This window comes from Devosia subaequoris, assembly GCF_014197055.1.
Taxonomy (GTDB): domain Bacteria; phylum Pseudomonadota; class Alphaproteobacteria; order Rhizobiales; family Devosiaceae; genus Devosia; species Devosia subaequoris.
Genome location: NZ_JACIEW010000003.1, coordinates 251,573 through 269,575, shown reverse-complemented (window position 1 = coordinate 269,575; position 18,003 = coordinate 251,573). Strand labels below are relative to the sequence as shown.

General features: G+C 61.1%; 15 protein-coding genes. 11 read left to right on the top strand and 4 right to left on the bottom strand.

The window, feature by feature from the left end; translation table 11 throughout:
• The first annotated feature begins 1 nt into the window (after position 1).
• Positions 2-610, top strand: coding sequence for a class I SAM-dependent methyltransferase (locus tag GGR20_RS08100; RefSeq protein ID WP_183310746.1), 609 nt, complete (start codon positions 2-4; stop codon positions 608-610).
• Between the two features lie 27 nt (positions 611-637).
• On the opposite strand, the gene GGR20_RS08095 is transcribed toward GGR20_RS08100, so the two are convergent.
• The 4 genes from GGR20_RS08095 to GGR20_RS08080 are packed head-to-tail and all read right to left on the bottom strand — an operon-like array spanning position 638 to position 6,387.
• Positions 638-2,506 (bottom strand): extracellular solute-binding protein, encoded by a 1,869-nt coding sequence (locus GGR20_RS08095; RefSeq protein WP_183310745.1) that lies wholly within the window; start codon positions 2,504-2,506, stop codon positions 638-640.
• Between the two features lie 34 nt (positions 2,507-2,540).
• Positions 2,541-4,175 carry an ABC transporter ATP-binding protein gene (locus GGR20_RS08090; RefSeq protein ID WP_183310744.1) on the bottom strand — a complete coding sequence of 545 codons (1,635 nt, stop codon included), beginning with the start codon at positions 4,173-4,175 and terminating at the stop codon, positions 2,541-2,543.
• Entirely contained in the window at positions 4,172-5,296 is a 1,125-nt protein-coding gene (locus tag GGR20_RS08085) for an ABC transporter permease (RefSeq protein WP_183310743.1), read from the bottom strand. The genes GGR20_RS08090 and GGR20_RS08085 overlap by 4 nt, the downstream gene beginning before the upstream one ends.
• Positions 5,293-6,387, bottom strand: coding sequence for a microcin C ABC transporter permease YejB (locus GGR20_RS08080; RefSeq protein WP_183310742.1), 1,095 nt, complete (start codon positions 6,385-6,387; stop codon positions 5,293-5,295). Before GGR20_RS08080 ends, GGR20_RS08085 begins: the two co-directional genes overlap by 4 nt.
• A 203-nt stretch (positions 6,388-6,590) precedes the next feature.
• Between GGR20_RS08080 and GGR20_RS08075 the strand changes: the two genes are divergently transcribed.
• The 10 genes from GGR20_RS08075 to GGR20_RS08030 all read left to right on the top strand — a co-directional run bounded on the left by GGR20_RS08075 (position 6,591) and on the right by GGR20_RS08030 (position 17,914).
• Positions 6,591-6,824 (top strand): hypothetical protein, encoded by a 234-nt coding sequence (locus GGR20_RS08075; protein ID WP_183310741.1) that lies wholly within the window; start codon positions 6,591-6,593, stop codon positions 6,822-6,824.
• 139 nt (positions 6,825-6,963) lie between these two features.
• Positions 6,964-7,569, top strand: a complete 606-nt coding sequence (locus tag GGR20_RS08070; protein ID WP_183310740.1) for an AprI/Inh family metalloprotease inhibitor — start codon at positions 6,964-6,966, stop codon at positions 7,567-7,569.
• Positions 7,570-7,668: 99 nt separating this feature from the next.
• The gene (gene zapE, locus GGR20_RS08065) at positions 7,669-8,820 is read left to right on the top strand and encodes a cell division protein ZapE (RefSeq protein WP_183310739.1); all 1,152 of its coding nucleotides are present in this window, start codon (positions 7,669-7,671) and stop codon (positions 8,818-8,820) included.
• A gap of 140 nt (positions 8,821-8,960) precedes the next feature.
• Positions 8,961-9,923, top strand: a complete 963-nt coding sequence (mdh, locus tag GGR20_RS08060; protein ID WP_183310738.1) for a malate dehydrogenase — start codon at positions 8,961-8,963, stop codon at positions 9,921-9,923.
• 88 nt (positions 9,924-10,011) lie between these two features.
• On the top strand, positions 10,012-11,205 hold the full coding sequence (sucC, locus tag GGR20_RS08055) for an ADP-forming succinate--CoA ligase subunit beta (RefSeq protein ID WP_183310737.1): 1,194 nt from the start codon (positions 10,012-10,014) through the stop codon (positions 11,203-11,205).
• A 4-nt stretch (positions 11,206-11,209) separates the two neighbouring features.
• The gene (locus tag GGR20_RS08050; protein ID WP_183310736.1) at positions 11,210-11,740 is read left to right on the top strand and encodes a hypothetical protein; all 531 of its coding nucleotides are present in this window, start codon (positions 11,210-11,212) and stop codon (positions 11,738-11,740) included.
• Positions 11,741-11,800: 60 nt separating this feature from the next.
• A complete protein-coding gene (sucD, locus tag GGR20_RS08045; protein ID WP_183310735.1) occupies positions 11,801-12,706 on the top strand; it encodes a succinate--CoA ligase subunit alpha in 906 nt (301 codons plus the stop codon).
• Positions 12,707-13,006: 300 nt separating this feature from the next.
• Positions 13,007-16,009: a 2-oxoglutarate dehydrogenase E1 component gene (locus GGR20_RS08040; protein ID WP_183310734.1), complete on the top strand. Its 3,003-nt coding sequence runs from the start codon at positions 13,007-13,009 to the stop codon at positions 16,007-16,009.
• Positions 16,010-16,033: 24 nt separating this feature from the next.
• Positions 16,034-17,299: a 2-oxoglutarate dehydrogenase complex dihydrolipoyllysine-residue succinyltransferase gene (odhB, locus tag GGR20_RS08035; RefSeq protein WP_183310733.1), complete on the top strand. Its 1,266-nt coding sequence runs from the start codon at positions 16,034-16,036 to the stop codon at positions 17,297-17,299.
• Positions 17,300-17,461: 162 nt separating this feature from the next.
• On the top strand, positions 17,462-17,914 hold the full coding sequence (locus GGR20_RS08030; RefSeq protein ID WP_183310732.1) for a hypothetical protein: 453 nt from the start codon (positions 17,462-17,464) through the stop codon (positions 17,912-17,914).
• Positions 17,915-18,003: the final 89 nt, after the last annotated feature.

Sequence of the window (18,003 nt, the reverse complement as noted above, 5' to 3'; positions counted from 1 at the left end):
GATGGCGATCAGCTTCTGGGACGAACGCTACAATACCGACGAGTATATATTCGGCGAGGCGCCCAATGCCTTTCTGGCGTCGCAACGGGAGCGGCTGGCTGGTTACAGCAACGCACTTGCCGTCGCTGATGGTGAAGGCCGGAACGGTGTCTGGCTGGCGGAGCAGGGTCTAGAGGTCACCTCTGTCGATGCATCGCCTGTCGGTCTTGAAAAGGCGCGGCGGCTTGCCGACAAGCGTGGCGTAGCCCTGACGACGGAACTGGCCGACATTGCAGACTATCCCTGGCCGGAAGACCAGTTTGATGTCGTTGTGGGTATCTTCTTCCAGTTTGCGCCGCCGGCCATGCGTGACGCCATCTTTGCAGGCATGGTCCGGACGTTGGCACCCGGCGGCCTGCTACTGGTCGAGGGGTATGGTCCCAAGCAAATGCAGTATAAAACCGGTGGTCCAGGCATTCTCGAGCAGCTCTACACCGAAGAGCTACTGGCCGACCGCTTTTCTGCGCTCGATATCATCGAGTTGCGAAGCTATGACGCCGAGTTGGCCGAAGGCAATCGCCATAGCGGAACGTCGGCGCTGGTCGATCTGGTGGCGCGCAAGCCCGAATGAGAAGGGCGGCTCTTGAGCCGCCCCTGCTTATTGCGCCGTGGCCCCGCCGGTCCGGGCGGCCTTTTCCTCATCCCACCACCAGAGTGAAGGGAAACCTGACGAGAATTCGGGTAGTTCCTCGGGGCGGCTGAAGCGGTCCCAGCGGGCCGAGCGCGTGGTGCGCAAGGTGTAGCTGGGGATAACGAAGTGCTTGTTCAGCAACACGCGGTCCAGTGCCTTGGTGGCCGCTTCCTGGGTCTCGCGGTCGTCGGCAACGATCAGTTTTTCGATCAGCGCATCCACTGCGGGGTCGGCCACGCCGGCATAGTTCTGCGCGCCCTGCTGATCGGCGGTGGACGAACCAAAGAAGAAGCGTTGCTCATTGCCGGGCGAGTAGGACTGGGCCCAGCCCGCATAGATCATGTCATAGTCAAAGCTGCGGGCGCGGTTGATGAATTGCGGGCTGTCGACCGTGCGAATGGTGGCGGTGATGCCGATCTGAGCCAGATTGGTCACCAAATTCTGCGCCACCGGCTCGATGGTGGGGCCGTTGAGCAGGATTTCGAAGGTGAAGGGCTGGCCATCAGGGTCAAGCATCTGCGTGCCCTCAAGCGTGTAACCAGCCTCGGTGAACAGGTTCAGCGCCGTGCGCAGGTTCTCGCGCAGTTTGGTCGGATCGCCACTGACCGGATTGGTATAGGGTGTGGTGAACACCTTTTCCGGGATCTGGTCGCGCACGCTTTCGAGGATCTCCAGTTCCTCGCCCTCGGGCAGGCCCGTGGATTTGAAGGGCAGGCCGAAAAAGAAGCTGTCGATGCGCTCATACTGGCCATAGAACAGCGTGTTGCTCAGTTCCTCGAAATCGAAGGCATAGTTGAGCGCTTCACGCACGAGCGGGTCGTCGAACTTGTCGCGGCGCAAATTCATGATGAAGCCGACCATCAGGCCGGAACCAGCATAGTCCTGCGGGAACAATTCCTTGATGACGCGGCCCTCTTCAACAGCCGGGAAGTCATAGGCTGTGGCCCAGCGGCGGGCCTGGTTTTCGCTCCACCAGTCGAACTGGTCGCCCTTGAAGGCCTCGAACATCACGGTCAGGTCGAGGAAATATTCGATGCGGTACTCGTCGAAATTGTGCTGGCCGATCTGGGTCGGGTGGTCGTCGCCCCAATAGTCTTCCACCCGCTCGTAAGTGATGGACCGTCCGGCATCGAAGCTGGCGAGGCGATATGGGCCCGAACCTAGCGGTGGCTCGAGCGTGGATTCACTAATTGAGCGGCTTTCACCCTCGGCATTGGTGCCTTCCCACCAATGTTGCGGCAGCACCGGCAATTGTCCCAGGATCAGTGGCAATTCGCGATTATCGGTCTGGTTGAAGGTGAAGGTGACTTCGCCCGGTGCAGTGACCTCGGCCGAGGTGATGTTGGCGTAGTATTGCGCGCGGTCCGGGTTGACCTCGATCAGCTTTTCGAAGGTCCAGACCACGTCCTCGGCAGTCACCGGTTCTCCGTCGTGCCATCTGGCGTCAGCGTCCATGCGGAAGGTCACGGCGCCGTAATCCGGGGCGATCTTCAACGCCTCGGCCAGATGCACATAATAGGTGTTGTTTTCGTCCAGCGACGGCGTCATCAGGGACTCGTAAAGCAGGCCGATGCCGCCTGCCACTTCGCCCTTGGGCAGGATGGGATTGAAGGTATCAAAACCGCCCATGTCGCCCATCCGCACGGTGCCGCCCTTGGGCGCTTCAACATTGACATAGTCGAAATGGGGGTAGTCGAGCCCGTATTTGGGCTCGCCTTCCAAGGTAAAGGAATTGACCCAGGTGTCGGTCGGGGTTTGCGCCTGGGCCGCCGAGGTCAGGCCGGCGGCCAGAAGGCCGATGGCGAGGAGCGAGGAGAGCTTGAAGGGCAGCGTCATGGCGTGGCTCCGATTGGGACAGTCGATCAAGAGGTTATCCGGTTGCGGGGGGTGGCGGCAATCGATCATCCGTCACATTTGAAGGCGCGGCTAGATCGAATGCGGCGGCGAGCAATTGGCGGGTATAGGCTTGCTGCGGGTCCGCAAAGATAGCGGCGGCTTCACCCTGTTCCACGACATGGCCATTGCGCATGACGATCAGGCGGTGCGCCAGGGCTTTGACCACGCGCAGATCGTGGCTGATGAACAGATAGCTCAAATGCCGGCGCTGCTGGATATCCCGCAGCAGATCGATGATCTGGGACTGGATGGAGACATCGAGCGCCGAAGTGGGCTCATCGAGCACCAGAAAATCGGGTTCAAGCACCAAGGCACGGGCGATGGCGATGCGCTGGCGCTGTCCGCCGGAAAATTCGTGGGGGTAACGGGCGGCGGTGGCGATATCGAGACCGACTTCCCTGAGGGCGGCCGCGACCTTGTCGTCCCGTTGCTGGGCTGACAGTCCGGGCATATGGACCTTGAGGCCCTCGCCGACGATTTCGCCCACCGACATGCGCGGGCTGAGCGATCCGAAGGGATCCTGGAAAACGATCTGCATGTGCTTGCGCAGGGGTCGAAGCGCGTTCCAGGAACGAGACTGGACCTCATTGCCAAGCAGCACAATGCGGCCGGTCGAGGGGATCAGCCGTAAGAGGGCATAGCCGAGCGAGGATTTGCCCGAGCCGCTTTCGCCGACCACACCCAGAGTTTCGCCCTTGCGAATGCTTAAGTCCACGCCATCGACGGCGCGAATGTGTCCGACCGTGCGGCGCAGCAGGCCGCGGCGAATGGGAAACCACACCTTGAGGTCCTGCGTGGAGACGACATTGGTGCTTTGTGTCGGTAAGGGTGCCGGATCACCCGTCGGCGCGGCGGCCAGCAATTGTCTGGTGTAGCTGTGTGCTGGATTGGCAAAGATGGCCTCGGTGGGGCCCGTTTCCACCATCTGTCCATTGGTCATCACACAGACCCGGTCGGCAATGTGCCGGACGATAGAAAGGTCATGGGTGATGAACAGCAGGGCCATGCCGTAGGCCTGTTGCAAGGATTTGAGCAGGTCCAGCACCTGGGCCTGCACGGTGACGTCAAGCGCGGTGGTGGGTTCGTCGGCGATCAGCAGTTTGGGATCATTGGCCAGGGCCATGGCGATCATGGCGCGTTGGCGCTGCCCGCCGGAAAGTTGATGCGGATAATCGTCGATGCGGCGCTGCGGATCGGGGATGCCGACGGCGTCGAGCAGCTCGAGTGTGCGGGCGCGGGCGGCATTGCGGCGCAGGCCCTGATGCACGCTGAGGACTTCCCCGATCTGCTTGCCGATGGTGTGGACCGGATTGAGCGAACTCATCGGCTCCTGAAAAATCATGCCCACCTGATTGCCGCGCATCGCGCGCAAGCTTGTCGCATCGGCGCCGACAAGCTCAGTGCCGTCGAATTGAACCTGCCCTGTCACGAACGCCGTCGGCGGCTGCAGGCCGAGCAGCGAGAGGGCGGTGATCGACTTTCCCGAACCGCTTTCGCCCACAAGCGCCAGGGTTTCGCTCGCTGTCAGGTCGAAGGACACCTTGTCGACAGCGGCACTGGCGCCGAAGTGAACGGACAGGTCGCGGACCGAGAGGAGGGGCGCACTCATCGGAACGTCTTTCGCGGATCGAAGGCGTCGCGGACGGCTTCGCCGATGAAGACCAGCAAGGTCATCATGATGGCTACGGTGAGGAAGCCGGTCAGGGCCAGCCAGGGGGCGTCGAGGCTGGACTTGCCTTCGGCCAGCAGGCGTCCCAGCGATGGTGCGGTGACGGGCAGGCCGAAGCCGAGGAAGTCCAGCGAGGTCAGCGTGGCGACCGAGCCCGAGAGAATGAAGGGCATGAAGGTGAGCGTGGCGACCATGGCGTTGGGCAGCAGATGCCGCCACATGATCCGCCGGTTGGAGACGCCCAGGGCGCGGGCGGCGTTGACATATTCGAAGTTGCGGGCGCGCAGGAACTCGGCGCGGACGATGCCGACCAGGCTCACCCAGGAGAATAACAGCAGAATGCCAAGCAGCACCCAGAAGTTGGGGGCAATCACCGAGGAGATGATCAGCAGCAGGTAGAGCGAGGGCACCGAGGTCCAGATTTCGATCAGGCGCTGGGCGATGAGATCGATCCAGCCGCCGAAGTAACCCTGCATGGCACCGGCCACCACGCCGATGACGGAAGAGAGGATGGTCAGCACGAGGCCGAACAGAATGGAAATGCGGAAGCCGTGAATCAGCCGCGCCAGCACATCGCGTCCTGCGCCATCCGTGCCCAGCCAATGGTAGTTGCCCGGCACACAGAATGGGTCTTCGGTGCCTTGGGGATAGCGTTGGCAGATCTGCTCGCGGGTCAGCAGCCAGCTTGGTGGATTTGCGCCGGGAAAGGCGACGAAGCTGTCCACGGTATTGTGGTTGTAGCGGATGGGCGGCCAGAGCATCCAGCCATTGGCCTCGATCTCGTCGATATTCACCTTGTGGCGGAAATTGGTGACGCCCAGAAATCCGCCGAACCTGGATTCTGGGTAATCGACAAAGGCGGGGGTCAGCAACTCGCCCTTGTACATCACGAGGATCGGTCGGTCATTGGCGACGAATTCGGCCCCCAGCGTTAGGATGAAGAAGAACAGGAAGATCCAGAAGCTCCACCAGCCGCGCTTGTTGGCGCGAAAATTGGCAAGGCGCCGCTGATTGAGCGGAGAGAGGCGGGCTGGCCTGATGCTTTCGGTTGCCTGGCTCATACGTCGCGGCCCTCGAAGTCGAGGCGCGGATCGACCCACATATAGGTGAGATCGGAAATCAGGCCGATGATGAGGCCCATGAGGGAGAAAATGTAGAGCGTGGCAAAGACCACCGGATAGTCGCGATTGACTATGGAGAGATAGCCCAGAAGCCCCAGGCCATCGAGCAAGAAGATGGTTTCGATCAGCAGAGAGCCGCCAAAGAATACGCCGATGAAGGCGCCGGGAAAGCCGGCAATGATCAGCATCATGGCGTTGCGGAAGACGTGGCCGTAAAGCACCTGGTTTTCGGTGAGCCCCTTGGCTCTGGCCGTCACCACATATTGCTTGCCGATTTCATCGAGAAAGGAATTCTTGGTGAGCAGGGTCGCGGTGGCGAAGGCTCCCAGCCCCATGGCGAAGATGGGCAGGGCCAGATGCCAGAAGTAGTCGAGCACCTGCTGCCACCACGGGAAGCTCTCCCAACCCGGTGAAGTCAGGCCGCGCAGCGGAAAGAATTGCCAGAAGCTGCCACCGGCAAAGAACACGACCAGCACGATGGCGACCAGAAAGCCCGGCACGGCATAGCCGATGATGATTGCGGTGGAGGTCCAGACATCGAAGCGCGAGCCATCCCGCACCGCCTTGGCAATGCCCAGGGGTATGGAGACGCCATAGGCAATCAGCGTCATCCACAGCCCCAGCGAGATCGAAACCGGCATTTTCTCGAGGATCAGGTCGATCACCGAAATGTCGCGATAATAGCTTTCGCCGAAATCGAAGCGCAGATAGTTGCCGAGCATGGAAAAGAAGCGCTCGAGCGGCGGCTTGTCGAAGCCGAACTGCTTTTCGATCCGCTCCACCAGTTCGGGTGGCAGGCCCTGACTGCCGCGATAGCTTGAATTGCTGCCTTGCGCCTGCTGGCCGGCAAAATCGCCGCCCTCGCTTCCGGTGACGCGCTCCAGCGCGCCGGTGTTCTGCCCGGAAAGATTGGCCAGCGCCTGCTCGACGGGACCGCCGGGGGCAAACTGGGTGATGAGAAAGCTGACGGCCATGATGCCGAAAACGGTGGGGATCATCAGCAAGAGACGGCGGATGATATAGGCGCCCATTCCTGCTCCGGCGATCCCGTTTCACGCGTGTTTTCGGCGGTCTTGCTCCAGCACAAATCACTGGATGACCGGATTTTTCACAATGCAACATTTCGATGACTGCTTGGCAAGTCAGAGGGCACCAACATTGCGTGATTTGCGCGAAAGTCCTTGCGGGGACGGATGTCACCGGTCACGATCTTGCCTGACAAGGAGCGTGACGCGTGAAATTTGCCCCCATCATCCAGGTGAAAGATCAATCCATGGCGCGTGTGCTGATCGTGGCGCTCAAGGCGCATGGCTTCCATCCGCTGGAGCCGCGGGAAGGCGGATTGCCCGGCGTGCCGAACCTTTTCGGCCCTGAAGGGTTCATAGTGGAAGTGCCCGAGGATGAAGTGCGGGACGCCACCATGCTGGCACAGGATCTGCTCAAGGATATGGTGGACCGCTCCGCATGACTGGCGTATTGCCCCGAAAACGGCCACATTGGTGTGAGACAGGTCCGATGCGGGTCGGGCAATTGAACAGGGTGGAGGCTTTGGGTATAAGCCGCCACAAGTGTTAATGTGCATTAAGCCTTTGCGGCAGGAGTGATCAATGCAGGATTGGAAGCGCGGCGCTTCATCCGTAGTCGGCCTTGCGGCCCTTGCCCTTCTGGCGGCGGCTTGTTCCCCGTCCAGCCGGACCAACACAGCCAATCTCAATGTTGTGGGGCAACCCCAGCAATTGCAGCCGGTGCAGAACTCGACCGTGCAGCAGTCGAGCTTGCCGGCAATTGGCGCCACAGGCACGCCGGCCCCTGGGCTTTCGGGACAGCCGGTGCTGGGTGGCCAGACGACCACGACGGCCAGCGCGACGAGCGCAGGTACGGCAACGGGCACCAATAGCTCGATCGTGTCGGTCGGCACCCCGATGACGACTGGCGTTTCTACCGGTCCGGAAGGCGCCTGGAACGTGGTTGCGGCCGGGCAGACCTGCCGCCTCAACCTCCCCCTCACCACCAAGACCGGCACCAATTATTATCGCGCCTCGGCGCCCGGCTGCACCGTGCCGCAGATTGCCTCGGTGACCGGCTGGCAGCAGGTGGGCAGCCAACTCCAGCTCTATGATGAAAACGGCAATATCGCCGCTTTCCTCGCGCCCTCTGGCGGCCGCTATATCGGCACCATGGGTGGCGGCCAGGCCGTCTCGATGGCCCGCTAGGATCCTGGTGAAGCCGGTCTGCAAAGGCCGGCTTTTTTTCAGACAGCTTCAAGGTCTGCCTGCCCTTGGTTCACTCCAGGTCGGGCTCCGGATTATCTCATGTCTTCGAGCACAACCGCACCCCGGTCCCCAGTCCGCGCCGCCTATGATGAACTGGTGGCGCGCGGCGCACTGACGTCCGATCCGGCGCAGATCGACGCCGCCAGGGAACTCGACCGGGTGATGGCTGACCTGCTCGCCCACAAGCCCAAGCGCCTGTTCGGTTTCTTCGAAAAGGCGCCTGTGGCGGTGCGCGGACTCTATCTGCATGGCGAGGTGGGGCGCGGCAAGACCATGTTGATGGACCTGTTTTTTGCTGCGGTGCCGTTCCGGGAAAAGCGGCGGGTGCATTTCCATGAGTTCATGGACGAGGTGCATGCCGGCATTGCCACCTTTCGCAAGTCGGTGCGGGGCAAGGACGAGGATGCCGATCCGGTCGAGGCAGTGGTCAAGCCCATCCTCAAGAATGGGCTGCGGCTGTTGTGCCTGGATGAATTTCACGTGCACGACATCGCCAATGCCATGTTGCTCGACCGGTTGTTCTCAAAGCTGTTTGCCGGTGGGGTGACGCTGGTGGCCACGTCCAATGTTATGCCCGACGGGCTCTACAAGGATGGGCTCAATCGCCAGCTCTTTCTGCCATTTATCGCGCTTTTGAAGGAAAAGACCGTCGTGGCGGGCCTGCCGAGCGCGCAGGATTACCGGCGGCTGAAGTTCGCCGGCCAGCAGGTCTATGCCTTCGGCAATGGGCCGGCAGTGCACGCGGCGATGGACCAGATGTGGCTGCGCATCACCGGTGGCGAGCCGGGTGAACCGGGCGTGGTGGAGAGCATCGGTCGGAAAATTCCGGTGCCGTTGATGGCCATGGGCGCGGCGCGGTTCGGGTTTGCCGATCTGTGCGAGAGGCCATTGGGCACGCGCGACTTCGTGCGGATTGCCCACCAGTTCGATTCGATTGTGCTGGACGACGTGCCACAGATGGATCGGACCAAGTCCGACGCGGCCAAGCGGTTCATCCTCCTGATCGACTCACTCTACGACCGCGGTGTTAAGCTGGCAGCGAGTTTTGCCGTGCCGCTCGAAGAGCTGGGCGCGGATGACAAGACGGCTTTCGAGTTTCAGCGCACGCTTTCGCGGCTGACCGAAATGCAATCCGAGGACTATCTGGGGCAGGGGTTGCGGGGTGCGGCGCCATCAGAAGCTGCGCAATAGTATGACCAATGCTCAACCGGCACTGCCCCTTCGCCCATCAGCATGAGCTAAATCCCGATTACGACGAAGGGTTCACTTGCCCGTATGTCCTGACAGGGTTAAGACGTGCGCCAATTCAACGCAGTCTGGGATGAGGATTTATGGCGCGCAAAAAGATTGCCCTTATCGGTGCAGGTCAGATTGGCGGGACGCTGGCCCTGCTGTCGGCGCAGAAGGAACTCGGTGACGTGGTGCTGTTCGACGTGGTCGACGGCGTCGGCCCGGGCAAGGCGCTCGACATCGCCCAGTCGGCGGTTACCCAGTCCTTCGACGTCAAGATGAAGGGCACGTCCGAATACAAGGACATTGAAGGCGCCGATGTGGTGATCGTCACCGCCGGCGTGCCGCGCAAGCCCGGCATGAGCCGCGACGATCTGCTCGAAATCAACCTCAAGGTGATGGAGCAGGTGGGCGCGGGCATTTCCAAATATGCATCCGATGCCCTCGTCATCTGCATCACCAACCCGCTCGACGCCATGGTCTGGGCGCTGCAGAAGTTCTCCGGCCTGCCCGCCAACAAGGTGATCGGCATGGCCGGCGTGCTCGACAGCTCGCGCTTCTGCCACTTCATCGCCGATGAACTGGGCGTCTCCATCGAAGACGTCAACGCCTTCGTGCTGGGCGGCCATGGCGACACCATGGTGCCGCTGCCCCGTTATTCCACCGTTGCCGGTATTCCGCTCACCGACATCGTCAAGATGGGTTGGATGAGCAAGGAAAAGCTCGACGAAATCATCCAGCGCACCCGGGATGGCGGCGCCGAGATCGTGGGGCTCTTGAAGACCGGTTCGGCCTTCTATGCGCCGGCCGCCTCCGCGATTGCCATGGCCGAGAGCTACCTCAAGGACAAGAAGCGCGTATTGCCCTGTGCGGTGCAGCTCAATGGCGAATATGGCGTCAAGGGCACCTATGTGGGTGTGCCGGTCGTCATCGGCGCTGGTGGCGCGGAAAAGGTTGTCGAAATCGCCTTGAACTCCGCCGAGCAAAAAGCCTTCGACAAGTCAGTCGGGGCCGTTGAAGGCCTGATCGAGGCCTGTCAAAAGATCGCGCCGAAGCTGGCGTAACACTTCAAGCCGCTGGCCCCGCCAGCGGCTTTTGGCTTTCCGGCTCCAGAAATGTCGGAACATTGTCTGCCCACCCAAGGGGAAAAGAATGAATATCCATGAACATCAGGCCAAGGCGCTGCTGAAAGAGTATGGCGCGCCGGTTGCTTCGGGCGTTGCCATCTTCTCGGCAGACGAAGCCGAAGCTGCTGCCAAGTCGCTGCCCGGCCCGCTCTATGTGGTCAAGAGCCAGATCCATGCCGGTGGGCGCGGCAAGGGCAAGTTCAAGGAACTCGGACCCGATGCCAAGGGCGGCGTGCGCCTGGCCAAGTCGGTCGAAGACGTCATTGCCAACGCCAAGGAGATGCTGGGCAACACGCTGGTGACCAAGCAGACTGGCGATGCCGGCAAGCAGGTCAACCGCCTCTATATCGAAGATGGCGCCGATATCGCCCGTGAGCTCTATTGCTCGCTGCTGGTCGATCGCGCCTCCTCCCGTGTCAGCTTCGTTGTCTCCACCGAAGGTGGCATGGACATCGAGGCCGTGGCCGAGCACACGCCTGAGAAAATCATCACCGTCGCCATCGATCCGGTGGCCGGCGTGACGGCTGACGATGTTGCCAAGATCAATGCGGCGCTCGAACTGGACGGCGCCGCTGCCGAGGACGGCAAGAGCCTGTTCCCGATCCTCTACAAGGCGTTCACCGAGAAGGACATGAGCCTTCTTGAGGTGAATCCGCTGATCGTGATGACTGATGGCCACCTGCGCGTTCTCGACGCCAAGGTCAGCTTCGATGGCAATGCCGGGTTCCGCCACGAGGAGCTCAAGCCGCTGCGCGACCTGACCGAAGAAGACGCCAAGGAAATCGAGGCGTCCAAATATGATCTCGCCTATGTGGCGCTCGACGGCAATATCGGCTGCATGGTCAATGGGGCGGGCCTGGCCATGTCCACCATGGACATCATCAAGCTCTATGGCGCCGAGCCGGCCAATTTCCTCGACGTTGGTGGCGGTGCCTCCAAGGAGAAAGTGACGGCGGCCTTCAAGATCATCACGGCCGACCCGGCGGTGAAGGGCATTCTGGTCAACATCTTTGGCGGCATCATGCGTTGCGACGTCATCGCCGAAGGCGTGATCGCCGCGGTCAAGGAAGTTGGTCTGGAAGTGCCGTTGGTGGTTCGCCTGGAAGGAACCCGCGTCAAGGAAGGCAAGGAAATCCTCGACCAGTCCGGTCTCAATGTCATTTCCGCTGATGACCTGGACGATGCGGCTCAGAAGATCGTCAAGGCGGTGCAGGGCTAAGCCGATGCGCACAGGCCTCGCACTCGTCCTGGCACTGGGGTTGGCGGCTCAGCCAACACTGGTGCAGGGCAAGACCAAGTCGTCACCGGCCCAAGAGGCCGTGGCGGCGCTGGAGATGTGTGAGGCTTTCGCCGAGGGTGACGTGCTTGCCCTGGAAACAGCCATCGGTGCCGGCTGGGACGCATATGAGGATGAATCGGAGAGCCCGTTTGTCCGCTCCTATTCGGCAGGGCGCGAGGTTCCGGGGATCGGCTGGGGCGACATGTTCGCGCTGGTCGAAAGCTACCCGGACCGCACGTTGGGCTATTGCCGCATCGATATTGTCGAGCCCAAAGGGCAGGGCGAAAGCGCTATCGAGGCGCTTGCCGCGCTCGATGGCTATAAGGGTGATGTGACCAATGAAAATGGCGGCACCTACGCAAGTCTCATTGGCACCGGCACCCTCGACAGCCTGCTTATTACCCATTGGGACGCTGCGGGCTTCGTTACCCAGCTCACCATCCTGACGCCAAACACCGCCACGCGGGAACAGTAAACCGCCCCGGATTTGCGGGCATGAATTGGCGCCTGGCGCCGAAAGACGGAAGAGAAACAGATGTCCATTCTCGTCAACAAAGACACCAAGGTTCTAGTGCAGGGCCTGACCGGCAAGACCGGTACCTTCCATACCGAGCAGGCCCTGGCCTATTACGGCACCCAGATGGTGGGTGGCACCCATCCCAAGAAGGGCGGCGAAGTCTGGTCTTCGGGTGTCGACGGCACCGAACTGCCGATCTTTGCCTCGGTTGCCGAGGGCAAGGAGAAGACCGGCGCCAATGCCTCGGTCGTCTATGTTCCGCCCGCCGGCGCTGCCGCTGCCATCGAGGAAGCCATTGATGCCGAGATCGAACTGATCATCTGCATCACCGAGGGCGTGCCGGTGATGGACATGGTCCGCGTCAAAGCGAAGCTGGAAAAGTCCAAGTCGCGCCTGATCGGGCCGAACTGCCCCGGCGTGCTGACCCCGGAAGAGTGCAAGATCGGCATCATGCCCGGCTCGATCTTCTCCAAGGGCTCGGTGGGCATCGTCTCGCGTTCGGGCACGCTCACCTATGAAGCCGTATTCCAGACCACCAATGAGGGCCTGGGTCAGACTACAGCTGTGGGTATCGGCGGCGATCCGGTCAAGGGCACCGAATTCATCGATATGCTCGAGATGTTCCTGGCCGACGAAGCCACCAAATCCATCATCATGATCGGTGAAATCGGCGGTTCGGCCGAGGAGGAAGCCGCCCAGTTCCTGATCGACGAGGCCAAGAAGGGCCGCAAGAAGCCGATGGCTGGTTTCATCGCGGGGCGCACCGCGCCTCCTGGCCGCACCATGGGCCATGCTGGCGCCGTGATCTCTGGCGGCAAGGGCGGCGCGGAAGAAAAGATCGCGGCAATGGAAGCGGCCGGGATCAAGGTGTCAGCTTCGCCGGCCCGCATCGGCGCCACGCTTGCGGAAGTGCTCAAAGGTTAAGGAAATGGCCCGCCTTACCTCCTCTTACCAGGGGAGGTAAGGCGGGAGTGTCGAGACATGTGCGACCAATGTCGGTCGCGCTTCGGTCACGGTTCGGTGCTAGGCCGGACCACAATGTGTTTAGTACACGGATGAGTGAGCCGTGGCGCCTTGCGAGGCGCCGCTAGACTTAACAAGATACAAAGGAAACGCGGTCAATATTCGGCCCACTTTATGGATGACCGCATTGACACCGGATTGGATACTCCAGGCCGGTTCGTTGAGAAGGATGGCAGGGCGCAAGGCCTTGCGACAAAAGCGATGACACGACAGGAAAAGAACGACACGTTCTTGCTGACCTCGTTCCTCTATGGGGGGAACGCCGACTACATCGAACAACTTTATTCCCGCTTCAAAACCGATCCTTCCAGCGTCGATCCGACCTGGTCGAGCTTCTTCTCCCGGCTCGACGACAGCCAGGCTGAAGCGCAGAAGAGTGCGGACGGTCCGAGCTGGGGCCGCAAGGACTGGCCGCCAGCCGAAAGCGGCGAACTGGTCAGCGCCCTGGATGGCGATTGGGGTCAGGCCGCACTCAAGGTTGAGAAGGCCGTCTCCAAGAAGGCCGCTGCCGAAGGTAAACCGGCGCCGAGCGCCACCGATGTGCTGCAGGCGACGCGCGATTCGATCCGCGCCATCATGATGATCCGTGCCTATCGCATGCGCGGCCATCTGCACGCCGATCTCGACCCGCTCAAGCTCAAGACTGACGAGCCGGCGCCCGAACTCGATCCAAAGAGCTACGGCTTCACCGATGCCGACAATGATCGCAAGATCTTCATCGACAACTATCTGGGCCTCGAATACGCCACCATCCCCGAGATGCTCGCTGTTCTCAAGCGGACCTATTGCGGTACGCTGGGCATCGAGTTCATGCATATCTCCGACCCTGAAGCCAAGCAGTGGATCCAGGAGCGCATCGAGGGGCCGGACAAGGAAATCACCTTCACGCCCGAGGGTAAGAAGGCGATCCTGAGCAAGCTGGTCGAGGCCGAGGGCTTCGAAAAGTTCATCGATGTCAAATATACTGGCACCAAGCGTTTCGGCCTTGATGGCGGTGAAGCCACCATTCCGGCGCTCGAACAGATCATCAAGCGCGGCGGCGCGCTGGGCATCAAGGATATCGTCCTGGGCATGGCCCACCGCGGTCGCCTCAACGTGCTCACCCAGGTGATGCAGAAGCCGCATCGTGCGCTGTTCCACGAATTCAAGGGCGGCGCCTTCTACCCCGACGATGTCGAGGGTTCGGGCGACGTGAAGTACCATCTGGGTGCATCATCGGACCGCGATTTCGATGGTAACCGGGTGCACTTGTCGCTGACGGCCAACCCCTCTCACCTGGAAATCGTTGATCCGGTAGTACTTGGTAAGTCCCGCGCCAAGCAGGATCAGCACATCGCCCCAGACGGCAAACTGGTGAACATCGCCACCGACGGCAAGCCTGACCGTTCCATGGTGCTGCCATTGCTGATCCATGGCGATGCAGCGTTTGCCGGCCAAGGTGTGATCGCCGAGTGTCTGGGGCTTTCGGGCCTCAAGGGACACCGCACCGGTGGTTCGATCCACTTCGTGATCAATAACCAGATCGGCTTCACCACGAGCCCGATGTATTCGCGCTCCTCGCCTTATCCGACCGACGTCGCCAAGATGATCGAGGCGCCGGTGCTGCATGTGAATGGCGATGATCCCGAAGCAGTGGTTTTTGCGGCCAAGGTGGCTGTCGAATATCGCCAGAAATTCGGCCGTCCTGTCGTCATCGACATGTTCTGCTATCGCCGTTTCGGTCACAATGAAGGCGACGAGCCCAGCTTCACCCAGCCGACCATGTACGCCAAGATCCGCGGTCACAAGACCACGCTCGAGCTGTATACGGAAAAGCTCATCGGCGAAGGTCTGATTACCGAGGAGGAGGTCGACAAGATCAAGGCCGATTGGCGGGCGACGCTGGAAGCCGAATTTGAATCCGGCCAGGACTATCGCCCCAACAAGGCGGACTGGCTCGATGGCCAGTGGAAGAGCTTCAAGCCGGCTGAAGATGAAGGGCCGCGCCGCGGCCAAACCGGCGTTGACCTCGACAAATTGGTCGAGATCGGCACCAAACTCGCCCAGGTCCCCGAAGACTTCAACGTCCACAAGACGGTGAAGCGCTTCATGGACAACCGTCTCAAGGCGATTGAAAGCGGCGAGGGTATCGACTGGGCGACGGCGGAGGCCCTGGCCTTCGGTACGCTGGTGTCCGAGGGGCATCCGGTGCGCCTTTCCGGCCAGGATGTGGAACGGGGCACATTCAGCCAGCGCCATTCGGTGCTCAACGACCAGCAGGTCGAGAACAAGACCTATACGCCGATCAATAATCTGGACCCCGAACAGGCCCGCTATGAAGTCATCAATTCGATGCTCTCGGAAGAAGCGGTGCTGGGCTTTGAATATGGCTACTCGCTGGCAGAGCCCAAGGCCCTGACCCTGTGGGAGGCCCAGTTCGGCGATTTTGTGAATGGTGCGCAGGTCGTGATCGACCAGTTCATCTCCTCGGGCGAGCGCAAGTGGTTCCGCATGTCGGGTCTCGTTATGCTTCTGCCCCACGGGTACGAAGGGCAGGGCCCCGAACACTCTTCGGCGCGCCCCGAGCGCTTCCTGCAGCTTTGCGCCGAAGACAATATGCAGGTGGCCAACTGCACCACGCCGGCCAATTACTTCCATGTGCTGCGCCGTCAGCTCAAGCGTGACTTCCGCAAGCCGCTGATCCTGATGACACCCAAGAGCCTGCTGCGTCACAAGCGCGCCGTATCCGGCCTGGCCGAGATGGGCCAGGATTCATGCTTCCATCGCCTGCTCTGGGACGATGCGGAGGCACCCGGCGCGCCCAAGACCACGATCAAGCTCGCCGCAGACGACAAGATACGCCGCGTCGTGCTGTGCACGGGCAAGGTCTATTACGACCTGCTCGAAGACCGCGAAAAGAAGGGCATCAACGATGTCTATCTGCTGCGTGTCGAACAGCTCTATCCGTTCCCGGCCAAGGCCGTGCTGGATGAACTGGGCCGATTCCCCAATGCGGATGTAGTCTGGTGCCAGGAAGAGCCACGCAATATGGGGGCCTGGGCGTTCATCCAGCCCTATGTCGAGTGGGTGTTCGACCAGATGGGTCGGGGTGGCGAGCGCGTGCGCTATGTCGGCCGTCCGGCCGCTGCTTCCCCGGCTACGGGTCTGATGCGCACGCATCTGGCTCAGCTTCAGGCATTCCTTGACGACGCGTTCGCGCAGTAACCCGATCTAGAAGGACAACTCTCAATGTCGACAGAAATCCGCGTCCCGACCCTGGGTGAAAGCGTTACCGAAGCCACTATCGGCCAGTGGTTCAAGAAAGTGGGCGACAGCATCGCTGCTGACGAGCCCATCGTTGAACTGGAAACCGACAAGGTGACCATCGAGGTGCCGGCGCCCGCCGCCGGTGTGCTCGAAGCCATCGCTGCCGAACCCGGCGATACCGTCGATGTCGGTGCCTTGCTTGGCGCAATCGGTGCCGGCTCCGGGGAAGCGGCGGTCGCGCCTTCGAGCCAGGATTCGAACTCAGCTCCTGAGCCCTCCGCCGAAAATCCGGTCAACGTCAATCCGGAGCCGATACCCCAGACACGGACGGCCACTGATCGCGCGCCCGCCCCTTCGGCCCAGAAGATGATCAACGAAAAGGGCCTGGATGCCGACAAGATTTCTGGTTCGGGAAAGTCGGGCCAGGTGCTCAAGGAAGACGTGTTGTCTGCCCTTGCAAAGCCGGCTGCCGCCCCGGCCGAAGCCAAGGCACCTGCCGAAGCCAAGGCGCCAGCCGCGCCGCGTGCACCGGTCGCTGCCGACGATGCCGAGCGCGAAGAACGAGTCAAGATGACCCGTCTGCGCCAAACCATTGCACGGCGCCTCAAGGACGCGCAGAACACCGCTGCCATGCTGACTACCTTTAACGAGGTGGACATGAAGCCGGTGATGGACCTGCGCAGCCAGTACAAGGAGCTGTTCGAGAAGAAGCATGGCGTCAAGCTCGGCTTCATGGGCTTCTTTACCAAGGCCGTGGTGCATGCGCTCAAGGAAATCCCGGCGGTCAATGCCGAGATCGATGGCGATGACCTGATCTACAAGCAGTACGCCCATATCGGCGTCGCCGTGGGTACCGACAAGGGTCTTGTCGTGCCGGTGGTGCGCAATGCCGACCAGATGAGCATTGCCGAGATCGAGAAGGAAATCGGCAATTTGGGCAGGAAGGCCCGCGACGGCCAACTGTCCATGGCCGACATGCAGGGCGGCACCTTCACCATCTCGAATGGCGGTGTTTATGGCTCGCTGATGTCGACCCCGATCCTCAATGCCCCGCAGTCAGGCATTCTGGGCATGCACAAGATTCAGGAGCGCCCCGTTGTGGTCGGCGGTCAGGTGGTTGTTCGCCCAATGATGTATCTGGCGCTGAGCTATGATCACCGCATTGTCGATGGCAAGGAGGCGGTAACTTTCCTCGTCCGCGTCAAGGAAAGCCTCGAGGCCCCCGAGCGTCTGGTGCTCGATCTCTAAGACTTGCCACATTTGTGCGTTTGAAGGGCCCGCTTCGGCGGGCCTTTTTCGTGTTCACCCAATGGTGTGTGGAGCGAGAGCGCACAGTAAGGTTCTGTTAGCATTTGGCCCCGATATGCAGTGGGCGTGGACGCGCGAAACAGGCGTTCAGGAGAAGTGGTGTTGAGAACAGGACTGATGGTTTGGGCGGCGGCGGCCCTGATGGCTTCACCCTCTGTGGCGCAGGAGCAGAGCGCCGCCGACACGGAACTGGTCGGCGAACTGATGGCCTTTCATGGCTCGAAGGCGATCGTCGAGGTGATGACCACGCATTGTTATGAGACCACGGGCCTGGACAGCGCCTACGAAGATGCCGCGGCTAATTGGTATCTGCGCAATATCGGCTATCTCGATCTGGCGGACCGGGTTATCGAGCGGCTGGGTGGCGGCAGCGAGGGTCAGCAAAAGGCGGCCGAAACCTATGGCGGCAGCCAGATCATGTCGGCGTATAACCAGGCGGCGGACAAAGACACGTTCTGTCGCGCCTTTCTCGAACAGATCGAAAGCGAAGCGCTCGATATCGATCAGCAATTGCCTGGTATCCTGAAACGGGCGCAGGACATCTCGGCGTCCTAGAAAAGCTCAGCTAAGGTGTTGGCTTACCGACTTAATTATGTAATCCATGCCGCGCTGTTGACCGTGGTCTCGACAGCACATGGAGCATG

Excerpts from the sequence above, each read along its gene's own strand:
- GGR20_RS08095 (WP_183310745.1), bottom strand. The coding sequence starts at position 2,506 with ATGACGCTGCCCTTCAAGCTCTCCTCGCTCCTCGCCATCGGCCTTCTG.
- GGR20_RS08040 (WP_183310734.1), top strand. The coding sequence starts at position 13,007 with ATGACACGACAGGAAAAGAACGACACGTTCTTGCTGACCTCGTTCCTC.
- GGR20_RS08080 (WP_183310742.1), bottom strand. The coding sequence starts at position 6,387 with ATGGGCGCCTATATCATCCGCCGTCTCTTGCTGATGATCCCCACCGTT.
- mdh (WP_183310738.1), top strand. The coding sequence starts at position 8,961 with ATGGCGCGCAAAAAGATTGCCCTTATCGGTGCAGGTCAGATTGGCGGG.
- odhB (WP_183310733.1), top strand. The coding sequence starts at position 16,034 with ATGTCGACAGAAATCCGCGTCCCGACCCTGGGTGAAAGCGTTACCGAA.
- GGR20_RS08085 (WP_183310743.1), bottom strand. The coding sequence starts at position 5,296 with ATGAGCCAGGCAACCGAAAGCATCAGGCCAGCCCGCCTCTCTCCGCTC.
- GGR20_RS08090 (WP_183310744.1), bottom strand. The coding sequence starts at position 4,175 with ATGAGTGCGCCCCTCCTCTCGGTCCGCGACCTGTCCGTTCACTTCGGC.
- GGR20_RS08050 (WP_183310736.1), top strand. The coding sequence starts at position 11,210 with ATGCGCACAGGCCTCGCACTCGTCCTGGCACTGGGGTTGGCGGCTCAG.
- GGR20_RS08100 (WP_183310746.1), top strand. The coding sequence starts at position 2 with ATGGCGATCAGCTTCTGGGACGAACGCTACAATACCGACGAGTATATA.
- GGR20_RS08070 (WP_183310740.1), top strand. The coding sequence starts at position 6,964 with ATGCAGGATTGGAAGCGCGGCGCTTCATCCGTAGTCGGCCTTGCGGCC.
- zapE (WP_183310739.1), top strand. The coding sequence starts at position 7,669 with ATGTCTTCGAGCACAACCGCACCCCGGTCCCCAGTCCGCGCCGCCTAT.
- sucC (WP_183310737.1), top strand. The coding sequence starts at position 10,012 with ATGAATATCCATGAACATCAGGCCAAGGCGCTGCTGAAAGAGTATGGC.
- sucD (WP_183310735.1), top strand. The coding sequence starts at position 11,801 with ATGTCCATTCTCGTCAACAAAGACACCAAGGTTCTAGTGCAGGGCCTG.